Annotated in this window: 25 protein-coding genes; 11 read left to right on the forward strand and 14 right to left on the reverse strand. The window is 61.8% G+C overall.

What is annotated here, in order from left to right; translation table 11 throughout:
* The 3 genes from Q4P21_RS02680 to Q4P21_RS02690 form a co-directional block, all read right to left on the reverse strand.
* Nucleotides 1–798 (reverse strand): cytochrome c biogenesis CcdA family protein (locus Q4P21_RS02680; protein ID WP_303387317.1); only part of this gene is annotated, 798 nt, incomplete at its 3' end.
* Nucleotides 799–801: 3 nt separating this feature from the next.
* Nucleotides 802–1,512 (reverse strand): thioredoxin domain-containing protein, encoded by a 711-nt coding sequence (locus Q4P21_RS02685; RefSeq protein WP_303387318.1) that lies wholly within the window; start codon nucleotides 1,510–1,512, stop codon nucleotides 802–804.
* A gap of 155 nt (nucleotides 1,513–1,667) precedes the next feature.
* A complete protein-coding gene (locus Q4P21_RS02690) occupies nucleotides 1,668–2,063 on the reverse strand; it encodes a hypothetical protein (RefSeq protein WP_303387319.1) in 396 nt (131 codons plus the stop codon).
* A gap of 406 nt (nucleotides 2,064–2,469) precedes the next feature.
* Between Q4P21_RS02690 and Q4P21_RS02695 the strand changes: the two genes are divergently transcribed.
* The 3 genes from Q4P21_RS02695 (at nucleotide 2,470) to purN (ending at nucleotide 4,774) form a co-directional block, all read left to right on the forward strand.
* Nucleotides 2,470–2,673, forward strand: a complete 204-nt coding sequence (locus tag Q4P21_RS02695; RefSeq protein WP_038467205.1) for a cold-shock protein — start codon at nucleotides 2,470–2,472, stop codon at nucleotides 2,671–2,673.
* A gap of 181 nt (nucleotides 2,674–2,854) precedes the next feature.
* On the forward strand, nucleotides 2,855–4,177 hold the full coding sequence (locus tag Q4P21_RS02700; RefSeq protein ID WP_303387320.1) for a DUF6350 family protein: 1,323 nt from the start codon (nucleotides 2,855–2,857) through the stop codon (nucleotides 4,175–4,177).
* A 33-nt stretch (nucleotides 4,178–4,210) separates the two neighbouring features.
* Complete coding sequence (gene purN, locus Q4P21_RS02705; protein WP_303387321.1) at nucleotides 4,211–4,774, forward strand: phosphoribosylglycinamide formyltransferase; 564 nt, start codon at nucleotides 4,211–4,213, stop codon at nucleotides 4,772–4,774.
* Here the strand turns inward: purN and Q4P21_RS02710 are convergent.
* From Q4P21_RS02710 to Q4P21_RS02745, 8 genes are all read right to left on the reverse strand, one after another.
* On the reverse strand, nucleotides 4,771–5,403 hold the full coding sequence (locus Q4P21_RS02710; RefSeq protein ID WP_303387322.1) for a DedA family protein: 633 nt from the start codon (nucleotides 5,401–5,403) through the stop codon (nucleotides 4,771–4,773). The genes purN and Q4P21_RS02710 overlap by 4 nt on opposite strands.
* A 79-nt stretch (nucleotides 5,404–5,482) precedes the next feature.
* Nucleotides 5,483–5,785 (reverse strand): hypothetical protein, encoded by a 303-nt coding sequence (locus Q4P21_RS02715; protein WP_303387323.1) that lies wholly within the window; start codon nucleotides 5,783–5,785, stop codon nucleotides 5,483–5,485.
* Between the two features lie 87 nt (nucleotides 5,786–5,872).
* Nucleotides 5,873–6,580: a hypothetical protein gene (locus tag Q4P21_RS02720; protein WP_303387324.1), complete on the reverse strand. Its 708-nt coding sequence runs from the start codon at nucleotides 6,578–6,580 to the stop codon at nucleotides 5,873–5,875.
* Nucleotides 6,570–7,661: a hypothetical protein gene (locus Q4P21_RS02725; RefSeq protein WP_303387325.1), complete on the reverse strand. Its 1,092-nt coding sequence runs from the start codon at nucleotides 7,659–7,661 to the stop codon at nucleotides 6,570–6,572. Before Q4P21_RS02725 ends, Q4P21_RS02720 begins: the two co-directional genes overlap by 11 nt.
* A gap of 576 nt (nucleotides 7,662–8,237) precedes the next feature.
* Nucleotides 8,238–9,590 (reverse strand): MFS transporter, encoded by a 1,353-nt coding sequence (locus tag Q4P21_RS02730; protein ID WP_303387326.1) that lies wholly within the window; start codon nucleotides 9,588–9,590, stop codon nucleotides 8,238–8,240.
* The gene (locus Q4P21_RS02735) at nucleotides 9,587–10,708 is read right to left on the reverse strand and encodes a serine hydrolase (protein ID WP_303387327.1); all 1,122 of its coding nucleotides are present in this window, start codon (nucleotides 10,706–10,708) and stop codon (nucleotides 9,587–9,589) included. Before Q4P21_RS02735 ends, Q4P21_RS02730 begins: the two co-directional genes overlap by 4 nt.
* Nucleotides 10,709–10,731: 23 nt before the next feature.
* Nucleotides 10,732–11,673: an N-acetylmuramic acid 6-phosphate etherase gene (gene murQ / locus Q4P21_RS02740; RefSeq protein ID WP_303387328.1), complete on the reverse strand. Its 942-nt coding sequence runs from the start codon at nucleotides 11,671–11,673 to the stop codon at nucleotides 10,732–10,734.
* Nucleotides 11,670–13,229 carry a glycoside hydrolase family 3 N-terminal domain-containing protein gene (locus tag Q4P21_RS02745; RefSeq protein WP_303387329.1) on the reverse strand — a complete coding sequence of 520 codons (1,560 nt, stop codon included), beginning with the start codon at nucleotides 13,227–13,229 and terminating at the stop codon, nucleotides 11,670–11,672. The genes murQ and Q4P21_RS02745 overlap by 4 nt, the downstream gene beginning before the upstream one ends.
* A 75-nt stretch (nucleotides 13,230–13,304) precedes the next feature.
* On the opposite strand from Q4P21_RS02745, the gene purH reads away from it, so the two are divergent.
* Nucleotides 13,305–14,975, forward strand: coding sequence for a bifunctional phosphoribosylaminoimidazolecarboxamide formyltransferase/IMP cyclohydrolase (purH, locus tag Q4P21_RS02750; protein ID WP_303387330.1), 1,671 nt, complete (start codon nucleotides 13,305–13,307; stop codon nucleotides 14,973–14,975).
* 316 nt (nucleotides 14,976–15,291) lie between these two features.
* Complete coding sequence (locus tag Q4P21_RS02755; RefSeq protein ID WP_303387331.1) at nucleotides 15,292–15,465, forward strand: hypothetical protein; 174 nt, start codon at nucleotides 15,292–15,294, stop codon at nucleotides 15,463–15,465.
* Nucleotides 15,466–15,532: 67 nt separating this feature from the next.
* Here the strand turns inward: Q4P21_RS02755 and Q4P21_RS02760 are convergent, their stop codons facing one another.
* A complete protein-coding gene (locus Q4P21_RS02760; RefSeq protein ID WP_303387332.1) occupies nucleotides 15,533–16,036 on the reverse strand; it encodes a ferritin in 504 nt (167 codons plus the stop codon).
* 180 nt (nucleotides 16,037–16,216) lie between these two features.
* Here Q4P21_RS02760 and Q4P21_RS02765 point away from each other — a divergent pair, with 180 nt between their 5' ends.
* From Q4P21_RS02765 to Q4P21_RS02790, 6 genes are all read left to right on the forward strand, one after another.
* Nucleotides 16,217–18,436: an NADP-dependent isocitrate dehydrogenase gene (locus Q4P21_RS02765; RefSeq protein WP_303387333.1), complete on the forward strand. Its 2,220-nt coding sequence runs from the start codon at nucleotides 16,217–16,219 to the stop codon at nucleotides 18,434–18,436.
* 231 nt (nucleotides 18,437–18,667) lie between these two features.
* Nucleotides 18,668–19,903: a branched-chain amino acid ABC transporter substrate-binding protein gene (locus Q4P21_RS02770; RefSeq protein WP_303387334.1), complete on the forward strand. Its 1,236-nt coding sequence runs from the start codon at nucleotides 18,668–18,670 to the stop codon at nucleotides 19,901–19,903.
* A gap of 139 nt (nucleotides 19,904–20,042) precedes the next feature.
* Nucleotides 20,043–21,050, forward strand: coding sequence for a branched-chain amino acid ABC transporter permease (locus Q4P21_RS02775; protein ID WP_207345924.1), 1,008 nt, complete (start codon nucleotides 20,043–20,045; stop codon nucleotides 21,048–21,050).
* Entirely contained in the window at nucleotides 21,047–22,312 is a 1,266-nt protein-coding gene (locus Q4P21_RS02780) for a branched-chain amino acid ABC transporter permease (protein ID WP_303387335.1), read from the forward strand. Before Q4P21_RS02775 ends, Q4P21_RS02780 begins: the two co-directional genes overlap by 4 nt.
* Nucleotides 22,309–23,202 carry an ABC transporter ATP-binding protein gene (locus Q4P21_RS02785; RefSeq protein ID WP_303387336.1) on the forward strand — a complete coding sequence of 298 codons (894 nt, stop codon included), beginning with the start codon at nucleotides 22,309–22,311 and terminating at the stop codon, nucleotides 23,200–23,202. The genes Q4P21_RS02780 and Q4P21_RS02785 overlap by 4 nt, the downstream gene beginning before the upstream one ends.
* The gene (locus Q4P21_RS02790; RefSeq protein WP_369598843.1) at nucleotides 23,195–23,902 is read left to right on the forward strand and encodes an ABC transporter ATP-binding protein; all 708 of its coding nucleotides are present in this window, start codon (nucleotides 23,195–23,197) and stop codon (nucleotides 23,900–23,902) included. Before Q4P21_RS02785 ends, Q4P21_RS02790 begins: the two co-directional genes overlap by 8 nt.
* 162 nt (nucleotides 23,903–24,064) lie before the next feature.
* On the opposite strand, the gene Q4P21_RS02795 is transcribed toward Q4P21_RS02790, so the two are convergent.
* Nucleotides 24,065–25,156 carry a Gfo/Idh/MocA family protein gene (locus tag Q4P21_RS02795; RefSeq protein WP_303387341.1) on the reverse strand — a complete coding sequence of 364 codons (1,092 nt, stop codon included), beginning with the start codon at nucleotides 25,154–25,156 and terminating at the stop codon, nucleotides 24,065–24,067.
* 52 nt (nucleotides 25,157–25,208) lie between these two features.
* Nucleotides 25,209–25,521, reverse strand: a 313-nt coding sequence (locus Q4P21_RS02800; protein WP_303387338.1) for a hypothetical protein, incomplete at its 5' end; no start/stop codon positions are given.

Below are 25,521 nucleotides of genomic sequence, written 5' to 3' on the forward strand. Positions count from 1 at the left end.
CGTGCGCCACAGGTACAGCCCACCCACCACGAGCAGCACGGCCAGCGCCACAAGTCCGAAGACCAGGTTGGAGGCCTTTGCTGACAGGGCCACAACCCACGATTCCGCAGCATACTGCGCATCGATCGAAAGCAATCCGCCCAACGACGAGGTGCCCTGCGTGGCCAGTAACAGCACGCCAATGCCGATCGAAAGCACTCCGGACACCACCATCCACACGGAATTCTCCCAACGGCCCAACCGGAAGCGCCGCGGCTTCAGCCACGCCCGCTCGCCCAGCCGCAACCGCGTCCACAGCAATGACAGGATCCCCAACGGCAGGGCCATGCCTAACGCAAAGATAGCCAGCATGATCCCGCCATAGAGTGGATTCCCGCCCGCCGCAGCCACGGCCAGTACGGAACCCAGGATGGGCCCCGCGCACACCCCGGCCACGCCGTACACCGAGCCCAGCACAAACACCGAAACGGCCGAGGTCCCGTCAGCGCCGGAGCCTCGGCTCAGCCCGGTGAACTCGACCCCGACGATCTGCAGCACTCCAATCAACATGACGATGGCAGCTGCCACCGTAATCAGCCAGCCACGGTTCTGCATCACCAATGACCCGACTAGTCCGGCCAGGAGCCCCAACGGCACCAACGTGGTCAGCAGGCCTGCGTAAAACAGGACAGTGCGTCCCAGCAGCTTTCCGGGGCTGGCGAACGCATAGGCAAAAAATGCTGGCAGCAGCATGACCGAGCATGGGCTCAACAAGGTCAGCATTCCGCCAAGGAAAGCCCCCGTGTATCCAATGTCCATGGTCTATTTCGCCTGGGCCAATGCTGCGTCAATGACTTGGGAGAAGATCTCCATGGGCTGCGCTCCGGGGATGGCCTCGTTGTTGATGACGAACGTGGGCGTGCTGTTAACCCCCAGCTGGCTCCCTTCGGACAAGTCAGCTTGCACCTTTGCCGTCAGTTCAGGGCTGTTCATATCCACGGTGAACTTCGCCATGTCCGGAATACCAATCTGCTGAGCGAACCCCAACAGCGCCTGCTCGGACAGATCTGCCTTGCCCTTCTCCGGGGCAGCAGCGTAGACGGCCTCGTTGAACTGCCAGAACAGTCCCTGCTCTCCGGCAGCCCGGGCAGCCACGGCCGCATTCATCGAGGTGCCGCCCAACACGGGCAGGTCCCGCCACTCGATGCGCAGCTGGCCCGTGTCCACGTACTTCTTGATGATCTCGGGCTGGGTCTTGCGGGCATAGACGCCGCAGAACGGGCAGCGGTAGTCCGAATATTCGATCATGACAACCGGGGCATCAACGGCGCCCATCGCCACGGGATCATTGGCGGTGCGGTGTTCCAAGTTCAGTGCTGCGGCCGGTTCTGCGGAGGCAGCTGATGCTGCAGGGGCGTCCGCTTCGTCCAAGCGGGTCTTCTGAGCGGCGGCGCCAACAAACACAACTGCTAGAACAACCACAACACCCAACACCAGCGCCAGGAGGATGTTCCGGGATTTCTTCGTTTTCATGGGGAGACTTTCAAGATCGTGCAAGCGCGGTCAGTCGCGGCCGGTCGAAAGCGCGGACCGGTGACTGCGCACCGTGCATATATATAAGGACACGTTCGACGTCGGGCACCCACCCTTGGCTGTTAGCCTCAAGTTGAGCGCGGGCGTGCCTTTGTCTAAGTCCGTACGATCCCAAGATCCAGATGTGTCAATGCGGTAGGAGTTCGGCCGGAGAACTGATCTGCCGTGCCTTCCGCTCGGGCCGGGGCGAACAGCCCGGTGCAGCCGCTGACCGGTGAGTGATGCAGATGCGCCTGCGAGGGCGGAACGGCATTGCGCTCCACCCGAACTTTGTTTCGTCCGGGAATACAGGACGGAAGTGCGTGGCCGACGGCATCTGCAAAGGTGCCAGCGCCGGAGCTGTTAAAAGCCGGCGACGCGCTGATCGAGGCGGCCTGTTCATTGGGGGAGGCGTGGGAGCCCGTGCAGCCGATGGCCACCAGCATGAAGGCGACAAACGCCAGGATGATGGCTTGGGCGCCAAGGCGGGGCAGAGCACCGATGTGTTGCATTCGGTCTCACCCCCTGCTGTTGGTTTCTTCCAGGGCATCTTCCCGGCACAATTCCACCCACTATACGTGAGTGCTCTAGCTGAGCCCCGTGCTCCGACATGCCCGGGAGTCAGCGGAGAACAGAAAGTGTCGTGTCGCAATGTAAATCGAAAAATCCGCGAAAACTCAACGTTCTCCATGAATTTCACAGACTCAATCCACATTAAAGTGATGCACCTCTCAGTAATAAGTGGCATAGAAGTTGTGGGCATGTATACTAAGACGTAGTTGTAGTGTTGCGTTTTTTGTAGTTGAAGCGACGCCGTCCCTTTGGGAAGACGTCGCTTTTCTGGAGAAGCGGACTTACACCGTACACGGAGGCCCGAAGGTCGGGCGGAATCTCCAACTTCAGAAGGAAATAGAAATAATGGCAACAGGTACCGTCAAGTGGTTCAACGCTGAAAAGGGCTTCGGCTTCATCTCACCCGATGACCAGTCCCAGGACGTTTTCGCGCACTACTCCGCGATCAACTCCTCAGGCTACCGCTCCCTCGAAGAGAACCAGAAGGTTTCCTTCGATGTTGAGCAGGGTCCGAAGGGTCCTCAGGCAGTCAACATCCAGGCTATCTAATTCTAAGGAAAACGTGTGGGTAACCACGCATTCTTTAGTCCTTAGGGCTTGAGCAAACAGGGTTCGGGATTTATCCCGGGCCCTGTTTGTATTTAAAATATGACTGCTCTGAGACTTTATCCAGCGGTCCACCGGCGCTGTTCGCGGCTGCGGGGCTCACCATGTGGCACCATGGAAGGCGATGAACAGCAAAGTGGCGAAGCGCCAACGTGATGGAATTCCCATGCCGCTGGGGCTGCAGGGGGCATTTGAGGCTGCTCAAATGTTTGTCATTTCGGCCTTGATCGTGGTCATTCCGTTGGGGGCCACGTGGTTCGCCGGTGGTTTTGTGGAAAAGAACCTCTCAGTCATTGCCCAACTGGCAGGGCAGATTTGGCTTGTTGGACATGGCGTCCCACTCAGCTTGACGCTCAGCAGCGGACCCAGCTCGGCCACTGTGCAGACCGGCACGTTCAGCCTGATCCCGCTGGGACTTCTGCTCATTCCGTTCTTCCTGTCATGGCGTGCTGGCCGGCGCCTGGCAAGAGCCTCCTATACAGACCAATTGTGGCAACCCCTTTTTGGTGCCCTCGCTGTCTACGCAGCGGCCGGCCTGGCCACGGGCTTCGTCTGCAGCACCCCCAATGTCAGTGCACCGCTGCTGGCCAGCTTGCTGCTACCTGTCATTCCAGCAGCCGCGGGCCTCATTACCGGCTCGCGCTTGGAAGCAGGGTCCTGGAGCAGGCTCATTGGCATCAGCGCTGCCGACTGGATCTCCAAGACCAGCCAGGACCAACGGTGGGCGGGTTCCTATCTATGGACCTCCGTCAAGGCAGCCTTTGTCGCCGTTGTCTCGGCAGTCTCACTTTCGGCACTCCTGCTGGCAGTCAACGTGATTGGGCGCTGGAATGACATCGTTGCCGTCTATCAGGCACTGCGTGCAGGTGCAATTGGCGGGGCGGCCCTCACGCTCGCCCAGCTTGCGTACCTGCCCAACACGGCACTGTGGACGTTGGCCTGGGCTGGAGGGGATGGCTTCTCCCTTGGTGCTGGTTCAAGCGTTTCACCCTTGGGCACGTCCGTGGCGCCCGTACCGCCCATTCCACTCCTGGCAGCCCTGCCCACGGGCCAGCTTGGTTGGGGCTTTGTGGCGCTGCTGATTCCCGTCTGCGCCGGTGTTCTTGGCGGCTGGTGGTTTGTCCGTGCCGGTGAAAACCACTTTGATGAATGGCTCTCGCTGAAGATCAGGCCACGTTGGCTGTCACTGTCGTTGTCTACGATCTTCCTCGGCGCGGTCACAGGGGCTGTGGCAGCGGTGCTTTCCGGCGCACTGTTTTTCCTCTCGCACGGCTCGGCGGGCGTCGGCCGTTTGACGGACCTCGGCCCCGACTCACTCCCCGCAGCGTTGTGGGTTGGTGCGGAAGTCGCCGTCGGCGTGCTGATTGGTGCGCTGGTTGCGCCGTGGCTGGAAGGCGAACGCGACGGGCTGCCCTTGATGCGCAAGCGCAGCGACGCCGCCGAATAGGGCCAGCCCGCCTCTTCACCCTAAAATTGGGTCATGCGCATAGTTGTCTTAGTCTCCGGAACCGGTTCAAACCTCCAAGCCGTCATCGACGCCGTCGCCAGTGGCGCGCTGCCGGTGGAAATCGCCGCAGTGGGTGCGGACAGGCCCGGAACCTACGGCGTAGAGCGCTCGGCTAAAGCGGGGCTGGAAACCTTTGAGGTGAACTTCAAGGACTTCGCCACCCGCACCGACTGGGACGACGCCCTGCTGGAAAAGGTGGCCGCCTACTCCCCGGACTACGTTGTTTCCAGCGGCTTCATGCGCATCGTCGCACCGGGCTTCATCGACGCATTCGAGGGCCGCTACGTCAACACCCACCCGGCACTTCTACCCTCGTTCCCGGGCGCCCACGGGGTCCGCGACGCCATGGCCTACGGGGTCAAGGTCACCGGCTGCACCGTCCATTTCGCCGACGCGGGCGTGGACACCGGCCCCATCATCGCCCAGACACCGGTGGAAGTCCTGCCGGAGGACACCGAGGAATCCCTGCACGAGCGCATCAAGGTTGCCGAACGCGAACTGCTCATCAAGGTCCTGGGGGACTTGGCCCGCGGCTAAGCATCAGGAAGCACGACGGCGGGAAGTTCCTTCGAGTTTTTTCGATCCAGCAGCCACGTGGAGACTTTGCCAACGAGCCAGCCCAGCACAATGGAGAAGGCGATCGCCACCACCACCGCCAGCTGGGTGGAGACGCCCGGCCAGAATCTGGTCAGGATCCCAATCCCCACCGAATACAGCGACCAAATGCCGCCCGAAACCAGTGAAAACACCAAAAAGGCGCGCAGCGGGTAGCCAGCTATGGTCGCTGCCATGTTGGCGGACAGCCTGCCCAACGGGATGAAGCGTGAAGTCAGCATGAACATGTACGGCCGTTGCCGCAGTCTGCGCGTGCCGGAGTCAACGGCCCGTTGTCGTCTGGGCCCGCGCGTGGACCCTAATCGGGTTTGACCGAACAGCCGCATCAGTCCGTACGTGGCCAGATCCCCGGCCACGGCCCCCACCAGCATGGCGAGCACCAGGAAACCGGCCTGCGGGCCGCCGTCGAGCCCGGCAAGTCCGCCCAGGGCAACAAAAACTGTGGTGCTGGGAATTGGCGGAATCAAGGCGGAAAGCGTGACGAAGCCAGCCCCGAGCGCATAAATCCAGAAACTGGCTAGGAAGCCTGTGGCGTCGGCGGCGAGGTCCATGTTTGGCCTTCTTTTTGAGTCATGAACGTGGTGACCGCATTGGCCACCACGTTCATTCTATCGATGCAGCCTGGGTGTTTTAGCCGTGCTTGCGGCCACAGCAAAGGGAGGCGACGGCCACAGCGCCCGTTGCGGTGCACACGGCAGGCCAGGCACCGATCTTCTTGGCCAAGGGGTGGGAGGCACCAAAAGCGAGTACGTAGGCGGCGGTCAGCGCCACAGCCCTACCTGTTCCGACGTTCTTCTTCCATCCCATAAAGGCTGCCGCGCCGGCGGTGGCCAGCACGGCGCCACCCAGCTGGCGGTTACCCGTGGCGCGGGCGGTCTTGTAGCCGCCGAGCAGTCCGGCGGTGGCGAAGGCAGTGGGAAGCAGTGGGCACATGGGGTCTCCTAAAATTTGTGCGAGGGTTCAAATCTCTGTACGCAACAGGCTAGGCGGTAAACATGACGAAACCCTGTGGAAGGGCGCTTATTCCCCCTCCGCATCGAAACCGATGGGCGCCCGACCGTGTTCGGCAATTTCAGCTTGGACATCGGGCTTGTAGTAGCCGGGGGCAATCAATGCGGAGAACTGCAGCACCTGAACGGGGGAGTCCTTCTTCCAATAGACCTTCAGATACACGGCAGTGCCGTTCTTTACCCCCATGCCCAGGCTTTGTTGGCCCTTGTTTCCCTCGGACATGAAATCCTTGGCGTCCCACGCAGCCAGGTTTGTGCTCGAAAAGCCAAAACGCTCATTGGCGGCGGCGACGGCGGCATCCAAGGCATCGAGGCCATCGACAGACTCGAACCACGTGACGGTGTCAACGAAGGAGTTGGTTGAGTACGTGGACATTTTGAAGTCGCTTGTCTTGACGGTCATCGTGTCATGGGGAAGCACGAGGGTGATCTCCACTGGCTTGTCAACGTCCGTGGCAAGGTAGGCGACTTCATTCGCATTGGCGGGAAGCCCCACCGACTCTTGCGGCACGGAGGTGGCGCTGAGGTCGAAGCGGCCCGCGCCGTCGGCCTTGATCTTCTTGATTCCGGCCTTGTCCATCATGGAGGTGCTGGTACCCACGGAAGTCTCCTCTGCGGTGCTGGGTTGCTTTTGGAATGGCAGCGAACATGAGGCCAGTGCCAGCGCCATGAGCAGTGCCAACACAAGCAACGGGCCCCGGCGGCTCTTATTTCCCATCGAACGGATTCCCATCTCCGAAGACTATCTGGTCGCTGATGGAATCCATGCGGTTGACAATTCGGTTGGAGTCCACGGCATCTTGATATCCCTGCCCGGTCACTTGTTGCTCGACAATGGTCCGCAGACGGTCCGGGTCGTTGGCTAAATCCATGTATGCAGGATAGGTGTCTTTGGTAATGAACTCCCAACGCTGGTCCCTGTCTGCGATATTGCCGTCAGGCAGGGGGGTCTCCACCAGAATGTTGTCATGGAGGGGGTTCGGGACGTTGACATGGGGCCCGAACGGCCCGAACGGGCCCACGGGCACTGATTCTGGCGTGGGGTAGAGGATCAACGGGCTGAACTGCGAATAGGACTGTGCACCGGGGATGGATGGTGTTCCAACTATCGACATGGCCAGGGTGAATCCTTCGCCCTGGAGCCCGCGGCCGCGCATGGTGTCGTAATTGTCCGCAATGACCACGTTTTGTTCAAAGTTGGCCATTTTCATGGTGCCCTGTGCCAGCCTCTGTGGATCGCCGGAATTGAAGTCATTCCAGGCACTCACCACGAGGGGGTCGGAGATGACACCGGCACGGACCAGCCTGTTGATTTCCGCAATGCCGCCGTTGGCAAAGGCTTGGTGCTGGTAGCCGATGTCGTCGAAGATCTCCTTCTGCATTTCCAACAGGCTCGTCTCGAAATAGGCCAACTCGCTGTCGCTCATGTGGGCCAAGGCCAGCAACTGCGCCGGCGTCAGCGGTGTCAGTCCGGGCGCGATCGCGTCGCCCACGGCTCCACTTTGCAACATTGTGCGGGCCAGATCGCGCATGAGGCGCACATCGGCGAAACCAGCGTCCAGACCCGGTCCCACCATGTGGGCAAAGCCAGCCCACTGCATGCGCGGATCCTGCAAATACAGTTCGCCATAATACTTGTAGACGGCCGCGATGGTGTCCCGGTTGTACGCGTAGCCGCGCGAAGGATCCCACTTGTCGGGGTCGATCCCGGCTTCGCGCATCGCTGCCAGCAGCCAGTAATCCTTGAGGAAGTCGGCGTAGCCGCCGCCGGCAAGCTGAATCTGTGGGGGGGTGGGCATCGGCCATGGCATCCAAAACTGATTTGGCCTCTGCTGGGTGCTGGGCTGCCCAATCCTTGAATTCCCGTGACTTCAGGTACGTCTCCCGCTCATCGGCGGTCATTGCCTCCAACTTTGCCTGTAGTTCGGCTGCTGCCGCGTTCGGCACCGGCGTGCTTGTGTCTTGCGGCAGCGCGCCCAGGCTGGCGGAGGAACTGGCCTTGTCCTGTTCATCGGCTTGAACTTTGAGTTGTGCAGCGAATTCCGTCAATGTGGCGGCCGCACCTCGCAGCAATGGCACGTGCGTGGCATTGACGTTCTGCGTGAAGCGGGCAGCGTCTGGGCCCTTCCACGACCGCAGGGGTGTAACGATGGAACTGAGCATCCTTGCCTGTGTGGTGAGTCGGTGAGCCGAGACGGAGAAAGTCTTGGCCAGCTCACGCAATTGTGCCGTGTCGGCACCGATGAAACCGGTCATGGCACTCCTTTTGTGTAGGCTCCGAGCCTATTTGTTGACGGCGGATCGGTTCAATGGGGAGAGCTCCCCACCACCGGTGCGGTTCGTTGTCCCTTGGCTTCCCCTCCCTGCAGCCAATCTCAATCCAGCACGGCGCCCTTGGTTTCGGGTGCGGAGAACGCCATCCAGATGACGGCCAGCACCACGAGTCCGCCGGTCAGCGCAAACGTCAGCGGCAGGCCCAAAACAGGCCACAGCAGGGAGCCGAAGATCAGCGGCACCAGCCCGGCACCAACCCGCGAAATAGTGGAGGCCCAGCCAAACCCGGTGGCGCGCAAATGCGTTGGGTACAGCTCGGAGACGTACGTGTACAGCACCGGGATGGCCACTTGGATGACAAAGCCGAACACCAAGAGCCAGATCTGGGCGGCAACCGGAGCGTCCAGCACGAGTGCAAAAATGACCAGTGACAGTGCGGCCAATGGCCCGGTGATGGCCAGGATCCACTTGCGGCCCAGCCGCTCCACGAGCAGCGCGGCAACGATGACACCCACCAGGCCAATGGCCGTCATGGAGGCGGTGGCCATGAAAGCCTTGTTCTCGGCGTAGCCGGTGGCCACCAAAATGGACGGCATCCAGGTCAGGGCCCCGTAATAGACGAGCAAAATAGTCAGGAACAGCGACCACGCAACGCCGGTGATCCGCCAATTGAAGCGCCACAATCCGGCCAGCTGGTCGGTGACCTTGCCCAGCGACAGGCGCGGGGCATCCTCTGGTTCTGGCAGCACCCACGGCTCCACCGTGGCCCCGGTGCGCTTGATCAGCTTGTCAATGACTGCCTTCGCCTCGGCAGGGCGTCCTGCCCGCACCAGAAAAAGCGGCGACTCCGGCACACTGACCCGTACCCAAAAAACGAGCAATGCCGGCAACACCATGACCAGCATGAGGTAACGCCAGTTTCCGAAGCTGGCCATCAATACGGCGGAGACCACCCCGCACAGTGAAGCGCCGATGGGCCACCACGCATCCATCGCGGTCAGCACCCTACCCCTGTGTTTGCGTGGCGTGAATTCGCCCACCAGCGCGTAATCCACCGGGATGCAGCCGCCCAGGCCAAAGCCAGCCAGGAAGCGGAATACACAAAACAGCACGATCTCATTGGACACGGCGCCCAACACCGTGAACGCGGCAAAGATCAGCAGCGTCAGCGTGAACGCCGTCTTGCGCCCGATGATGTCCGCAATGGACCCCCACGCAAACGCGCCCACGGCCATGCCGATCAAATTCGCCGTGCCGATCCATGCGGCCTGCCCCGGGCTCAAACCCCATTCCTTAGACAACAGGGGGATGAGGAAGCCGTTGAGTGTCACATCCCAGGCGTCGAACATGAAGCCGAGCCCGCCGATGAGGAAGATACTCCCTTGTACCCGCCACCGCCAGGGCAGCTCCTGAACCACGCGGTCGCCGGTCAACAATGTGGTGGGGATGCTCATGGTGCCTTCCGTTGTTGTTCAGCTGTCACAGTACCTGCCTCCGCCAGCACGACGTCGGACACTGCCGTGCGCAGCGGCGTCGCGTCATTGCCGTCCCGGCACGGGCTCACCCTGTTGCTGAGCAGCACGATGACGGCGCCCAGGCTTTTGTCCACAAGCAGTGACGTGCCGGTGAATCCGCCGTGTCCGCGGGCGTGGGTGCCCAGGGGCCCCATCCACGGCTGTTGGTTGATGCGCACGCCCAGGCCGTGGCCAAAGCCGGGGTTGTCCGGAGAGAAGTGGCTGCCCAGCATCTCCGGAAGCTGGCTGCGCCACATCTGCGCAGCCAGCGCGAGGGAGAGGATGCCGGGCAGGCCGTTGAGCAGGGCAGTGCCAAACACCCTCAGTCCGGCGGCCGTGGCGAACATGCCGGCATTGCCGCTGAGGCCGCCCAGCGACCAGGCCGACTCGTCGTGGACCACGCCCTGCACCAGGCCGCGTCCCAGCCGGGGTTGGAATTCGGTGGGCGCACACTGGTCAAGCGGCGGGGAACCGGTGATGCCGCTGGTGGGAAGCTTGTCCAGCACATGCTGTTGTACGAGGGACGCCCACGCGGTCCCCGTCACCTGCTCGGCCAACGCCATGATGGTGTTGAAGCCGGCACAGGAATACTCGAACCGTGTTCCGGGAGCTGATTCAAGTTCCGTGGAGAGCAAGTCCGCCAGGAGTGCTTCGCGGTCAAAGCCGCGGCCCTGTGACAGTGCAGCGTGCCAGCCCTGCCATTCCGACGGCAAACCTGAGGTGTGCGTCAGCAGGTGGCGCAGTGTCACGGCAGACTTTGCCGCACTGCGGTATGGGTCCAAGTGGGCGCTGATCGGTGTGTCCAGTTCCAACGTGCCGGAATCCACCAGGGCAAGCGCGGTGACGGTGGTGAACAGCTTCGTGACGGAGGCCAAGTCAAAAAACGTGCTCGTTTGTGCAGCACCGCCACACAGCACCGGAAGCTGCCGGCCACCCAGCGCTAGTGCGCAGCTGATGGCGGGGGCAACCCCGGCGGCCACCGCCTGCTCAAGCAGGACCTGAACACTGGGGGTCAGCTCACCGGGGCCGGGTACGGGGGAGTGGTGGGGTGCAGGCATGGGTGGGCTCCGGCGTCGTACTTCTACTTCGTGCCTGCGTCGATGGCTGCCGGCAGAAACCCGTCCTTGGCTGCCAGTAGTTCTGCCGCCTGTGCGGTAGGCAGGCCCGTCATGATGGAAAGGATGGCCGCTTTGACGTGGCCGTCGGCGGCGGCAAGGGCGGAGGCGGCCGTGGCGGCGTCGGCGCCGGTGGCCCGCATGAGCGTGCGCTCGCTGCGGGCGCGCAGCTTGGCGTTGGTGGCGCGCAGGTCCACCATGACGTTCTTGTACGTCTTGCCAAGGCGGACCATGGTGATGGTGCTGATCATGTTCAACACGAGCTTTTGGCACGTTCCGGATTTCAGCCGCGTGGAGCCGCTGAGAATTTCCGGGCCCACCTCGATTTCCAGGGCAGTCTCGGCGGCCGCACCCAGGGCGGAGTTGTTGTTGCAGGCGAAGCCCACCGTGTAGGCGCCCTGCGCACGGGCCGTCTTGATGGCGGCGATCACGTACGGGGTACGGCCCGAGGCAGCCATGCCGACCACTGAATCCGCCGGGCCCAACGCCAGTGCCGCCATATCCGCCGCGCCAGCCTCTTCGCTGTCCTCGGCATTTTCCACGGCCTGGTTCACAGCGGCCCGGCCACCGGCAATGACGCCAACCACCAGTGCCGGATCAGTGCCGAAGGTTGGTGGGCACTCGCTGGCATCCAGCACGCCCAGCCGGCCAGGCGTGCCCGCACCGACGTAAATGAGCCTCCCACCCCGGCGCATGCGTGCGGCAATTTCATCGATGATGGCGGCGATCACCGGCAACTGGCCTTCGATGGCGGCCGGCACCAGCGCGTCCTCGCTGTTCATGGCAGCCACCAGTTCGTCGGTACCCAGCGCTGCCAGATCCGGGTACTGGGGGTTGGCGGACTCGGTCACCAGCGTGCCGATCTCGGAGCGGACATCGCCCATGTTGCGTGATTCAGGGGTTCTCACGGCTCGCCTTGCTCCTGTTCCAACAACGAAACCACGGCCTGGGCAGCAACCCTGCTGAAGCCGTAGCAGTGGATGGTGGCCACGGCGCAGGCATGCTCGGGGGCTAAGCCGGCATTGATGCAGACAGCGCCTGGTGCCGTGGCCAGCACCAGTTCAAGGGTTTCCTGCTGCTCCGGGGAATCCAGCGAATCCACGATCACCAGGACGGCCCCTTCGGACTGCATCAGCACGATCTCCAACTCCGCACTGGAAAGCTCGGTGGCGTTCGCTTCGGTCACGGCGTAGCTGCCCAATGCCTGGGCGAGGAAGTTCTGCGTGGGTCCGGCGGCCATGTTGTGACCCGTGCGGGCGTCCACGAGCGTCAACAGACCGGATCCCGTGAGCTCAGGCAGCGTGACAGCGGTGCCGTGGCCTATCGAGTCCAGCCGGCAGGCGCGGGCGGACACTGCCACCCAGTCGTAGAAGACATCGGTTTCAGGCAACGGCTTGCCCTTGGACCACTGCACAAGTGCCTGGACGCGGGCGTCGGCCCTGCGCAGCACCGCCACCGGCAGGCGGCCGGAAGTGGCTGCGGCAAACAGTGCGTCATACACTTCGGTGTAGCAGGATTCGTCGTCGCGGCCAGTGGTGTAGGCGTTCTGCGGGTTGCCGACGCACAGCAGGTCGTTGCCTGCCAGCAGTGCCAGCACGCCGCCCTCGCCGGGACCAACGGTGGCGCGCACGGCGGCCATGTCCAGCGCATCCGTGATGAGCACGCCCGCAAAGCCCATCTCACGCAAAAGTGCACCGGCCGCCGGGTTCAAGGTGGCGGCGGCTTCGCCGAGTTCGGGGATGATGATGTGTGCACTCATCATGGCGGCCACACCGGCATCGGCAGCGGCCTTGAACGGGGGCAGGTGGAACTGCCTCATCTGTTCCATGGTCAAGTCCACACGCGCCGTATCCATGTGCGAATCCGCCACAGTGTCCCCATGGCCGGGGAAGTGCTTGGCGCATGCGGCCACGCGCTCGGCCTGGATGCCGATGACGGCCGCAGCCGTGTGGGCACTGACCAGGGCGGTGTCTGAGCCGAAGGCGCGCACGCCGATGACGGGGTTCAGTGGGTTCGTGTTCACGTCGGCCACCGGAGCAATGGTCAAGTTGATGCCGGCGTCCCTGCACAGGCGCCCGATCGCACGTCCTGCGGCAGTCGTCGTCGTCAATTCATCCAGGGCACCCAAGGCGGCGGCGCCGGGGATGGTTGAGCCGTCACGGGCCTCCAGGCGGGTGACGTTGCCGCCTTCCTCGTCCACGCCGATCACGGCATCCGGGTTGGCGGCGCGAATGGCTGCGGACAGCGCCGTCACCTGTTCCGGGGCGTCGGGGTCAATATTGTGGCTGAAATACACGACGCCGGCCAGCCCGTTTCCCAGGGCCGTCGCCAACCACTGTGGCACAGTCGTGCCAATAAAGCCGGGGAGGATGACTGAATTAATCAGTCGGGGCAGGTCTGCGGGGAGGTCGGGGGCAAGGGGGCCGGCCGGGGACGCTGAGTGGTCCAGCTCACGTGAAGTCATAGGGGAAATCCTACCGGCGTGATGTGGCCTAAACTTTATATGTCGCCATCGTCGATCCACCTACGGAGAATTTCTGTGACAAGCGTTCCTCTTAACCGTGTTCCCATCCGCCGAGCCTTGATTTCGGTCTATGACAAAACTGGTTTGGAGGAGTTGGCCATTGGCCTGCACGCCGCCGGTGTCGCCATTGTTTCCACAGGATCCACGGCGGCCAAAATTGCCGCCGCCGGCGTCCCCGTGACCGAAGTGTCCGCGCTGACCGGATTTCCCGAGTGCCTGGACGGGCGCGTCAAGACGCTGCACCCGCTCATCCACGCAGGCATTCTGGCAGACCGCCGCCTGCCGGACCATGTACGCCAGCTTGAAGAAATGCACGTCGAGCCCTTCGATCTGGTGGTAGTGAACCTCTACCCGTTCGTGGACACCGTGAAGTCAGGTGCCGGCCAGGACGCCGTCGTTGAGCAGATCGACATTGGCGGGCCCTCCATGGTCCGCGCCGCCGCCAAGAACCACCCGTCGGTGGCCGTGGTGGTTGACCCGGCCAAGTACGGCTCCGTCATTGCCGCCGCCGCAGAAGGCGGCTTCACGCTCGTCGCCCGCCAGCGCCTCGCCGCAGCAGCCTTCGCCCACACCGCCGCCTACGACAACGCCGTGGCAGCCTGGACCTCCGCCCAGTTCCTGGACGAGGACGGCGACGGCATCATCGACTGGCCCTCCTACGCCGGCTACTCGCTGGAACGCTCCGAGGTGCTCCGTTACGGGGAAAACCCCCACCAGCAGGCAGCGCTGTACGTGGACAAGGGGGCGCCGTCGGGCATTGCCCAGGCAGACCAGCTCCACGGCAAGGCCATGAGCTACAACAACTTTGTTGACGCCGATGCCGCCCTGCGCGCAGCGTTCGACTTCGATGGCCCGGCCGTCGCCGTCATCAAGCACGCCAACCCGTGCGGTGTCGCCGTGGCCTCCCCGGACGCGGCAGATCCCATCGCCGACGCCCACGCCAAGGCCCACGCCTGCGACCCGCTCTCCGCATTTGGCGGCGTCATTGCCGCGAACCGCACGGTCACGGCCGGCATGGCCCGCACCGTGGCGGGCATCTTCACCGAAGTGGTCATTGCTCCTGACTTTGAGCCTGAAGCGGTGGAAATCCTCTCGAAGAAGAAGAACATCCGCCTGCTGTCCTTGCCCGAGGGCTACGGCCGCTACCCGGCGGAAGTCCGCCAGGTATCCGGGGGCATGCTGGTGCAGATGAGTGACCGCGTTGACGCAGACGGTGACAACCCCGCCAACTGGACCCTCGCCGCAGGCGCCCCGGCGGACGACGCCACCCTGGCCGACCTCGCCTTCGCCTGGACCGCGGTCCGCGCAGCGAAGTCCAACGCCATCCTGCTCGCCAACAACGGCGCCGCAGTGGGCATTGGCATGGGCCAGGTCAACCGTGTGGATTCCTGCAAGCTGGCCGTGGAGCGCGCCAACACGCTCGGTGTTGCCGTGGAATCAGACGTTGATGGTGCCGGTGGCGCCGCAGGCACCGAAGGCGCCGTTTCTGAACAGCGCTCACGCGGTGCCGTAGCGTCCTCCGACGCGTTCTTCCCGTTTGCCGACGGCCTGCAGATCCTGCTCGACGCAGGTGTGCGCGCCGTGGTCCAGCCCGGCGGCTCCGTCCGTGATGAAGAAGTGATTGCCGCAGCCAACGCCGCCGGAATCACCATGTACTTCACCGGCGCCCGCCACTTCTTCCACTAGCAGGATCCACCCATGCTTGACTGGCTCACCGAACCGTACGTTGCGGCCACCCTCATCACGGGGGTCGTCGCGGCTGCGTTTATGGTGCTGCTGGTGGGCATCGTGGTCAAGATGCGCAAGCGCTGATCTAGGCAGCTGCCCAAAGAAACGACGCCGGGCCGTCACCTTTCGCACGAAAGGTGACGGCCCGGCGTCGTACATTAACAGTGGTGCATCAACAACCGTGTCGCGGCCGCGGAAACTGGCCAAGCGGTACACCCGGGTGACATGCTCGGATGAAGAAAGACAATGCTGGAACAACTGGGGGAGTGTGCGAATGGCAGGTTCAGTGTGGGTTTTGGTGACGGTGGGAGTCTTTGCGCTGGTCGTGGTGGTGTTGGTGGTGCTGTTGCTGGTTGGCCGCTTCAGCAGCAAGGGACCGGACAAGCCCTTTGAGAGTCCGCAACCGCGTCCGCGCGGGGAGGCAATCCCGCCGACCGGATCGCGCTGAGAAGACTCTATAAAAACAAGCGCTCTCCCAGCCATTGCTGGGAGAGCGCTTGTCATGAGGGGAGAGGCTACTCGCCGGAGTCCTTGCGTGATCCCAACTCGGCGTCAAGGCGCAGCAGACCGTTGCCGTCCCCGCCAATCAGCTTGACGCGGCCAATGATCTCACCCACCGTGGCTTCTTCTTCCAACTGCTCCTCGATGAACCAGTTCAGCAGCGGGATGGAGTCAATGTCGCCCTCCTGCTGGGCCAGGCGGTAGAGGTTGCGGATCGATTCGGAAACTTTTTGTTCGTGGGCCAGCGAGGCTTCGAAGGCTTCAAGCACTGAGTTGATGGTGACATTCGGGGCTGTGATGGCAGCGATCTTGGGTGCGGCGCTGCGGTCCGTCATGTGATCGGTGAACTTTTGTGCATGTTCGAGTTCTTCGCCGGACTGTGCCAGGAACCAGCCTGAGATGCCAGGCAGGTCCTGGACATCCATCTCAATGGCCAGCTGGCGGTATACCACCGAGGCCTGGATTTCCATGGTGATTTGGTCGTTGATGGCGGTTGCGAGTTTTCCCTTGAGTTCCATGACCCCACGCTATTGCCCGGAACTACCACTGACCAGCAAAAGTGGCCCACTTCACTGCATCGAGCGTTCGCGTTGCCGCCGATGGCGGGCAAACGCTCTCCCTCGGGTAAGTTAGGTAGGGAAAGAAATATGAACAGATTCGTCGTAATCCACTGAATTTTCGTAGGAGACAGCTCACCCATGGCCAAAATCATCTACACCCTGACTGACGAAGCGCCCATGTTGGCAACGTACTCATTCCTGCCGATTGTCGAGGCCTTCGCCTCCACTGCAGGGGTGGACGTGGAAACCCGGGACATCTCCTTGTCCGGACGCATCATCGCCGTCTTTGGCGACTACCTCACTGAAGGCCAGCGCGTCGTCGACGCGCTGGCCGAATTGGGCGCCCTGGTCAAGAGCCCGGATGCCAACATCATCAAGCTGCCGAACATCAGCGCCTCCGTCCCGCAGCTTAAAGCCGTCATCGCGGAACTTCAGGGCCAGGGCTTCGCCCTCCCGAGCTACCCGGACGACCCCGCCACCGATGAGGAAAAGGACGTCCGCGCCCGCTACGACAAGATCAAGGGCAGCGCCGTCAACCCCGTTCTGCGTGAAGGCAACTCGGACCGCCGCGCGCCCCTGTCGGTCAAGAACTACGCCAAGGCGAACCCGCACAGCATGGGTGCCTGGTCAGCGGACTCCAAGACCAACGTGGCCACCATGGACGAGGGCGACTTCCGCCACAATGAGAAGTCCGTTGTCATCCCCGCCGATGACAAGATCAAGATCCAGTTCGTGGCCGCCGATGGCACCACCACCGTTTTGAAGGACTCCTTCCCGGTGCTGGCCAACGAGATCGTCGACGGCACGCTCATGAGCGCCGCAGCGTTGGATGAGTTCCTCGCTGCGCAGGTGGCCCGCGCCAAGGAAGAGGGCATCTTGCTCTCGGCCCACCTGAAGGCCACCATGATGAAGGTTTCCGACCCGATCATCTTCGGTCACGTGGTCAAGGCCTACTTCCCGGAGCTGTTCGCCAACTATGGCAAGGAACTGGCAGCAGCCGGCCTGAGTCCGAGCCATGGTCTGGCCTCCATCCTCAACGGCTTGGGTGAACTGCCCCAGGACGTGCGCGACGGTGTTGAAGCCGCCATCAAGAAGGGTTACGAAGACGGCCCGGCACTGGCCATGGTCGACTCCGACAAGGGGATCACCAACCTGCACGTGCCCTCCGACGTCATCGTGGACGCTTCCATGCCCGCCATGATCCGCACCTCCGGACACATGTGGGGCGCAGATGGGCAGGAGCATGACACCCTCGCCGTACTTCCGGACAGCAGCTACGCCGGTGTGTACCAGGCAACGATTGAGGACTGCCGGGCCCACGGCGCCTTCGACCCCACCACCATGGGCACCGTCCCCAACGTTGGGCTGATGGCACAGGCAGCCGAAGAATACGGCAGCCATGACAAGACCTTTGAACTGGCCGAGGCCGGCACCGTGCAGATCGTCAACGCTGCTGGTGCCGTGCTCATTGAGCACAACGTAGAAGCCGGAGACATATGGCGCGCCTGCCAGGTCAAGGACATCCCGGTCCGCGACTGGGTCAAACTGGCCGTCACCCGCGCCCGCGCTTCGGCAACACCAGCTGTGTTCTGGCTCGATGAGTCCCGCGCCCACGACGCCAACCTGATCGTCAAGGTGAACGAGTACTTGAAGGACCACGACACCGACGGCCTGGATATCCAGATCATGTCTCCGGAGAAGGCCACCACCTTCACGCTGGAACGTATTCGCCGCGGCGAAGACACCATCTCCGTTACCGGCAACGTGCTGCGCGACTACTTGACCGACTTGTTTCCGATCTTGGAACTGGGCACCAGTGCCAAGATGCTCTCCGTGGTCCCCCTGATCGCAGGCGGTGGGCTCTTCGAAACAGGCGCCGGCGGCTCCGCACCGAAGCACGTCCAGCAGCTGATCAAGGAAAACCATCTGCGCTGGGACAGCCTGGGCGAGTTCCTGGCCCTGGCTGTCAGCTTCGAACATCTTGCCGTCACCGAAGGCAACGCCCGGGCACAGATTCTGGCCGACACCCTCGATCGCGCCACGGGCACGTTCCTGTTGGAGAACAAGTCCCCGAAGCGCTCAGTTGGTGAGATCGACAACCGTGGCAGCCACTTCCACCTGGCCAAGTTCTGGGCTCAGGAATTGGCGAAGCAGGACGTCGACACGGATCTGGCCGCTGCCTTCGCTGCGGTTGCAAAAGACCTGACTGACAATGAGGATGCCATCATTGCCGAACTGGCCCACGTGCAGGGCTCCCCGGTTGATCTGGGCGGGTACTACCGTCCGGATGCGGCAAAGGTCGCTGCGGTCATGCGCCCTTCGGCACTGCTGAACAACGCCATCGCGACCCTGGCCTAGCAGTTCCTGCTCCGCTTGAAGAAACCCGCCCTCTGCAGGGCGGGTTTTTTCTTGCCCTCGTTGGACTGCTGCAAGAAGCAATGGGGGCGAAAATCAGCCGTTATCAGATCTTTACGAAAATATGTGTCGTACGTCACCTACTGGAGGGTAGGGTCAAGTCACGTGTAGCCAATTCTCACGCGGAACGACGACGTACCGCGGGTGTTGATGCGAATTTCGGAAGGCTGATTAATGAACCGCAAGAAAGTTATGACAACGCTGGCTGCGGCCGCGACTTTTGGCATGTTGTTGGGAGGGTGTGCAAATCAAGCTGCTCCGGCAGGGGGAGGCGCCACCGAAGGCGGCAGCTCAAGTGCCATCAATATTCCGGCCCTGACAAGCATTGAAACACCTAAGGATGCCGTACTTCCCGCCGGCGACGGCAAGGCCGTCTGTCCAGCAACAACGACCCTCGCCTACATCGGTGCGCAAACGGGTGCAAATGCCCAGCTCGGCATTAACATTTTCCAGGGTATTCAGTTGGCCATCAATGAGCACAATGCGGCGAATCCCGAGTGCCAGGTGGCCTTTAAGAAGTTCGACACCGAAGGGGATCCGAACAAGGCAACAGGCCCTGTCACCCAGGCCACGAAGGAAGAAGGCATCATCGGCGTTGTGGGGCTCCCGTTCTCGGGCGAGTCCAAGGCAACGGGTAACATCTTCGAACAGGTGAAGATGGTCCACATCACCCCTGCAGCCACGAACCCGGGTTTGACTGAGAACGGTTGGACAACGTTCTTCCGCGGTCTGGGCAACGACGCTGTACAGGGCCCAGCTGCCGCCAAGTTCATGACAGGCAAGCTGGAAGCCAAGAAGGTCTATTTGGTTCAGGATGACTCCGAATACGGAATCGGTTTGGGCAAGACCACCTCGGACGGTCTCGGGGATGCCTTGATTGGCACGGATAAGGTCACACAGGGTCAGAAGGACTTCTCGGCCACGATCTCCAAGATCATGAACTCCAAGGCCGACGCGGTGTTCTACTCCGGCTACTACGCAGAAGGTGCACCGTTTGACCAGCAGCTCGTGGCCAAGGGCTACACCGGAACGTTCATTGGCCCGGATGGGCTGAAGGATGACCAGTTCATCAAGCAGGCAGGCGATGCTTCGAAGAACGCCTACTTCACCTGCCCCTGTATCCCGGGTGAATTGATCCCGTCGTTCGCCAAGGCCTACAAGGCATTGACCAACATGGATCCGGGCACGTATTCCATTGAGGGCTACGACGCCACTACGGTTCTGCTGGCCGGTATCGACGCAGGCAAGCAGGACCGGGCGAGCCTGCTCGACTGGGTCAAGAACTATGACGCCGATGGCTTGAGCAAGCACTACAAGTGGAACGACAAGGGCGAGCTGCAGGCCCCGACCGTTTACGGCTACAAGGTGGAGAACAGCAAGATCGTTCCCATCGGTGCCATCGGGGAGTAATCCCGCACATGGACAATGCTGTGGGGTGGGGGAACCCGTCCCACAGCATTGCCATGCACACATCTTTTATTCCACTCCGCAAGATCCAGGGGCCGCGGGCACAACCTGTCCCGGCACCTCGCAAGATCGGACAGTCCCTATGATCCCAACCATCCTCATGGCCGCACCAGTGGCCAATGACTGGATTACCCTAGACTTTGTCTCCTTAGGGCAAAACTTTTGGTCAGCCACCTTTGACGGCCTGACGTTTGGCTCCATCTACGCCCTTGTGGCACTCGGCTACACCCTCGTTTACGGTGTGCTGAACCTCATTAACTTCGCCCACTCCGAAGTGTTCATCATGGGCTGCTACGCAGTGTTCTTCACCCTGAGTTTTCTGGGTTTTGGTCCCTCGGCACCCAACCTCGGCATCGGGCAAATCGTCGTAAACCTCCTGCTGGCTCTGCTGGCAGCCATCGTGGCATCCGCGCTGACAGCGTTCCTGCTGGAACGGCTCGCCTACAAACCGCTGCGAAAACGAAACGCACCGCGCCTGGTGTTCCTCATTACCGCCATTGGTGCTTCGTTCACCATCCAGTACCTGATTTTCCTGTGGCGAGGCCCGGTGCCTGAGCAGGCGCTGACCATGTTTCAGACCAAACCGATATTCGAAGTATTTGGCACCATCATCTATTCGGATCAGATTTTGATCGTGACCGCTGCAGTCATCATGATGGTGGTCACCGAGCGTTTCATCAGCAAGTCTCGGACCGGGCGTGGCATCCGCGCCGTGGCCCAGGATCCTGACACAGCCACATTGATGGGTGTGAACAAGGAAAAAATCATTATCACCACCTTCGTCATCGGTGGCATCCTGGCCGGCGCTGCTGCACTGTTCTATGTCATGAAGATCCCCTCCGGTGTGGTCTACAACGGCGGGTTCATCCTCGGCATCAAGGCCTTTGCCGCAGCAGTTCTCGGCGGCATTGGCAACGTCCGTGGTGCATTGCTCGGCGGCCTGCTGCTGGGCCTCATCGGCAACTACGGGCAGATTCTATTGGGCAACTCCCAGTGGACCGACGTTGTTGCCTTCCTGGTGCTGGTGCTGGTGCTGCTGTTCCGCCCCGAAGGCATCCTCGGCACGTCATTGGGAAGGAGTAAGGCATGAGCATGTTCGACGGTCCCAAGCCACTTGATACGGCCAAATCCGACCAGGCCAACGCAAAAATGGAATCCTCCGGTGTACCGCCGGGATCCAGTGCCGCCGTCCCGCGCCCCAACCGAAAATTTGGCGCGTGGAGCGACCGCTGGCGGGAGATGCCACGCCAAAAGCAATGGCTGATTTTGATCCCCATCGTCATTGTGGCGTTCCTGCTGCCCGTGGTAAACCCTCCGTTTATCACCACGGAACCAGGCAACGACTGGCCGCTGGCCTGCCAGCTCATGGCCATCTACGCGCTGGTTGCCGTGGGCTTGAACATCGTGATCGGCTATGCGGGACTGCTGGATCTGGGCTACATCGCCTTCTTCGCGGTGGGTTCCTACACGGCTGCGATGCTGACGAGCCCGGACTCCGCGTTCATTAAGATCCCGTACCTGTGGACTCTCCCTGTGGCGATCGCCGTCTCCATGTTCGTCGGTGTTCTACTCGGCTTGCCCACCCTTCGCCTGCGAGGGGACTACCTGGCCATTGTCACGCTTGGTTTCGGTGAAATCGTCCGCATCCTGGCCACCATCATTCCGGCCATGAAGGGCCAGCCAGGCTTCCAGAATGTGGGACACCCACCGGGAGTCGGCGCCGACGGAATCCCCATTTTCGCCAACTCCAATGGAACCCCCTGGTATTGGTTGACGCTGTCAATCCTGATCGTCATGCTCTTCCTGGTGGGCAACATGGAGCGCAGCCGCGTGGGCCGCGCCTGGATCGCCATCCGCGAAGATGAGGACGCTGCTGAAACCATGGGCGTGCCCACCTTCAAGTACAAGGTCTGGGCGTTCGCCCTCGGTGCGGGAGTGGGCGGTCTCGCCGGAGCGCTCATGGGCGGCCAGGTCGGATTCGTGAACAACCAGAAGTTCGACGTCGTGACATCCATTTTGTTTGTTGCGGCAGTCGTCCTGGGCGGCTCGGGCAACAAGGTGGGTGCCATCCTCGGAGGGGCCCTGGTTGCCTACATTCCGTTGCGCTTCACGGCCATTGCAGAGTACAAGTTCCTCATCTTTGGCCTCGCCCTGGTCCTGATCATGATCTACCGTTCCCAAGGCCTGGTGCCGGCCAAGCAGCGGCTGCTGGCCTATGGAACCAAAGCGTATGCTGCGGTCAGGCGGCAGAACGCAGAAAACGCCAGGAGGCCCGGCACCCCGGATGGCAGCAGCGGATCCGGCACACCTCCCACAACGCCCGTACCCAATGCTGAGGGGAGCACATCATGAGTGGCGAGTCAGCTGAACCGCGGATCGAGCTTGGCAAGGTTACGCAAGGCGGCGGGGGAGTCGGCCTTGAGGCGGCTGAGATCAGCCCTGACCGCGACTTTGCCGTTTCGGTAGGTGAAGACCTTGTGGAAGTGAAGAACCTGACCATGAAATTCGGTGGCCTGTTGGCCATGGATGATGTTAGTTTCAACATCAAGCGTGGTGAGATTCTAGGCCTGATCGGTCCCAACGGTGCGGGGAAAACGACCTGCTTCAACGCCATGACAGGAGTTTACAAGCCGACCAGTGGGCAAGTCCTGCTTGAAGGCAAGTTGCTCAACGGCATGAAGCAGCACAAAATTACCCGTGCCGGGCTGGCCAGAACATTCCAGAACATCCGCCTCTTCGGTGAGATGACAGCGCTGGAAAATGTGGTGGTTGGCCTGGACGCCAGGCATAAGACGAGTGTTGTGGGTGCCCTCTTGCGGGTGCCCCGGCACGTCCGTGAGGAAAAGAGCGCCATTGAGCGTGGCATGGCCCTGCTGAACTTTGTCGGCATTGGGCACCAGGCAGCCACACTTTCGCGGCACCTTCCCTATGGCAGTCAACGTCGTTTGGAAATCGCCAGGGCGCTGGCCACGGATCCGAAGGTTTTGTGCCTGGATGAACCTGCAGCCGGCTTCAACCCTGCGGAAAAAGAAGAGCTCATGTCCTTGATCCGGACCATCCGGGACGACGGCTACACGGTGCTCTTGATTGAGCACGACATGAAGCTGGTCATGGGTGTCACGGATAGAATTGTGGTGTTGGAATTCGGCAAGAAGATTGCCGACGGCAAGCCGCACGACATCCGTGAAGACCCGCGCGTAATTTCCGCCTACCTAGGGGAGCCTGACGATGACTTTGCTTGAGCTTGACGATGTCTCTGTCTACTACGGACGGATTCAAGCGATCCACAACATGTCCTTCACGGTTGAAGAAGGCGAAATCGTATCCCTGATTGGTGCCAATGGGGCGGGTAAGACCACCACCATGAAAACCATCTCCGGCCTGCTGAACCCCACCACAGGAACCATTAAGTTCATGGGTGAGGACATCACGAAGATGAAGGCGCACATCAGGGTCGTCCAAGGAATCTCCCAGGCTCCTGAAGGGCGCGGAATCTTCCCGGCCATGACTGTGCTGGAAAACCTTGATATGGGCACGTTCGGCCGCAAGGACCGAAGCGGGGTGGGGGAGGACCTTGACAGGGTGTTCGATCTGTTCCCGCGGTTGAAGGAACGTGTGAAGCAGTATGGCGGCACCATGAGTGGCGGTGAGCAGCAGATGCTCGCCATTGGACGGGCGCTGATGTCCCGGCCCAAGCTGCTGCTGCTGGACGAGCCCTCCATGGGTCTGGCCCCACAGTTCATCCGGCAGATCTTCAAGATCATCACCGAGATCAACAGCCAGGGGACCACGGTGCTGTTGGTGGAGCAAAACGCCAACCAGGCCCTTGCCAGGGCGCACCGAGGGTTTGTCCTGGAAACAGGGGAAATCACCCACAGTGGCACGGGTAAGGAATTGTTGGCCAATCCGGCCATCAAGGAAGCGTACCTGGGCGTCGGCTAAAGTAGTCCGCCCACCCGCCACCACTACCGACGCTCCTGCAGCTTTTGTATGAAACTACTGAACGCTCCTGCAATTGATGCAGGAGCGTTCAGTATTTAACCCCGAAAAGTGCTGGAGCGTCGGTAAGGCCGTGGGCGGTAGGCACGTGCGTCGGTGGGTGGGTTACAGGTCTGTGCGGGTGTCGTTGGCGTAGCTGACGCCTATTTGGCGGCGGGCGTCGTCGAACAGTTCCATGATGGCCAGGGAATCATCCAGCGGCATGGTGGTGCTTTCCGTTAGCCCAGCCTGGATGCAGCGGGTTACCTCGCGCAGCTGGTACGTGTATCCGCTGCCGGGGTGCTCGAACATTTCCACTCGCTCGTTGTCCCAGCCGACACTGATTTTTAGGCCCTTCGGGTTGTTCACGGAGCCAATGGTCTCCAAGAACCCCTCGGTTCCGGATACCGTCGCAGTGCGAGGGCCGTGGGAGGCAAGGTAGCTGATCAGCTGGGCCTGTGCGCCATTGGCATAGCTGAGCGTCAAGGTGTTTGCGGCATCCACGCCGAGCGCCGTCAGCTCGGCCGTGGCGGAGACGGTGTCCGGACGGCCCAGCGTGCCCCATGCCCACAACAGGGGGTAGACGCTGATGTCCAAAAGGGCCCCGCCACCGTCGGCGGGGGCCCAGATGCGGGCTGAATCATCCATCGGGGCAGGGAAGCCAAGGTCGGCCCGTACCCACTTCACTTGGCCGATCTCTCCTGATTCCAGGATCTCCAACGCCCGCTGGAAACCGGGGACAAACCGTGCCCACACAGCCTCCATGAGGAACAGCCGCCGTTCCCTGGCCAACTCAATGAGCGCCCGGGATTCCGCAGCTGTGATGGTCAGTGCCTTCTCGCACAAGACGTGCTTGCCAGCCAGCAGGGCGGCCTTGGCAATGTCATAGTGCTGGGCGTGCGGGGTGGCGATGTAGACGACGTCGACGTCAGGGTCGGCCATCAACTGAAGGTAGCCGCTGGCCCCCAAGCCGTCAGTTCCGCCGTCGTAGTAGTGTCTGGCGAAGCCAAAGTTCTCCGCAAACTGTGCCGCACTCTTGGAGCTTCGCGAACTGACGGCCTGCAGGACTGCATCCTCAAGCAGTGCCAAGTCGGCGGTGACGGTCTGGGCGATGTTGCCCGTGGCCACAACACCCCACCGCAAGGCGGTGCCCGTGGCAGTGAGGGTTTCAGGGTTGAAGGTGGTGTACCAGTCGGGCCGGCCGACGAAACGTTGGATGCTCATGCCTCAAGTCTGCCAGCAACCCCGCGCAGGGGCCGAACATGACAGCTCAGGGACCGCTGGTGAACTTGTCCGCGGCCACGTGGTCTGCCGCTTCAATGGTGCTCTCATCCATGGTCGGCCTGCCCAAAAGCAGCGACTGATAGGCGTCCGCGGCTCCAACTAGCGGCGAGACTGCTGAGCGAATCTTCGTGCCGCGTCGGGAGCGGATGAGTTTGACGACCATGCCGACCACGATGGCGGCCCAGAAAATTGCCACTACCCCGGCAATCAGCGTTCTTGCGCCATCGGAGTCCACAAAGGAATACAGAGGCAGTGCGATGAGCACCAAAGCACAAGCAATTGCCATCAGGACTTTTGAT

The organism is Arthrobacter sp. (genome assembly GCF_030540645.1).
In the GTDB taxonomy this organism is placed as follows: domain Bacteria; phylum Actinomycetota; class Actinomycetes; order Actinomycetales; family Micrococcaceae; genus Specibacter.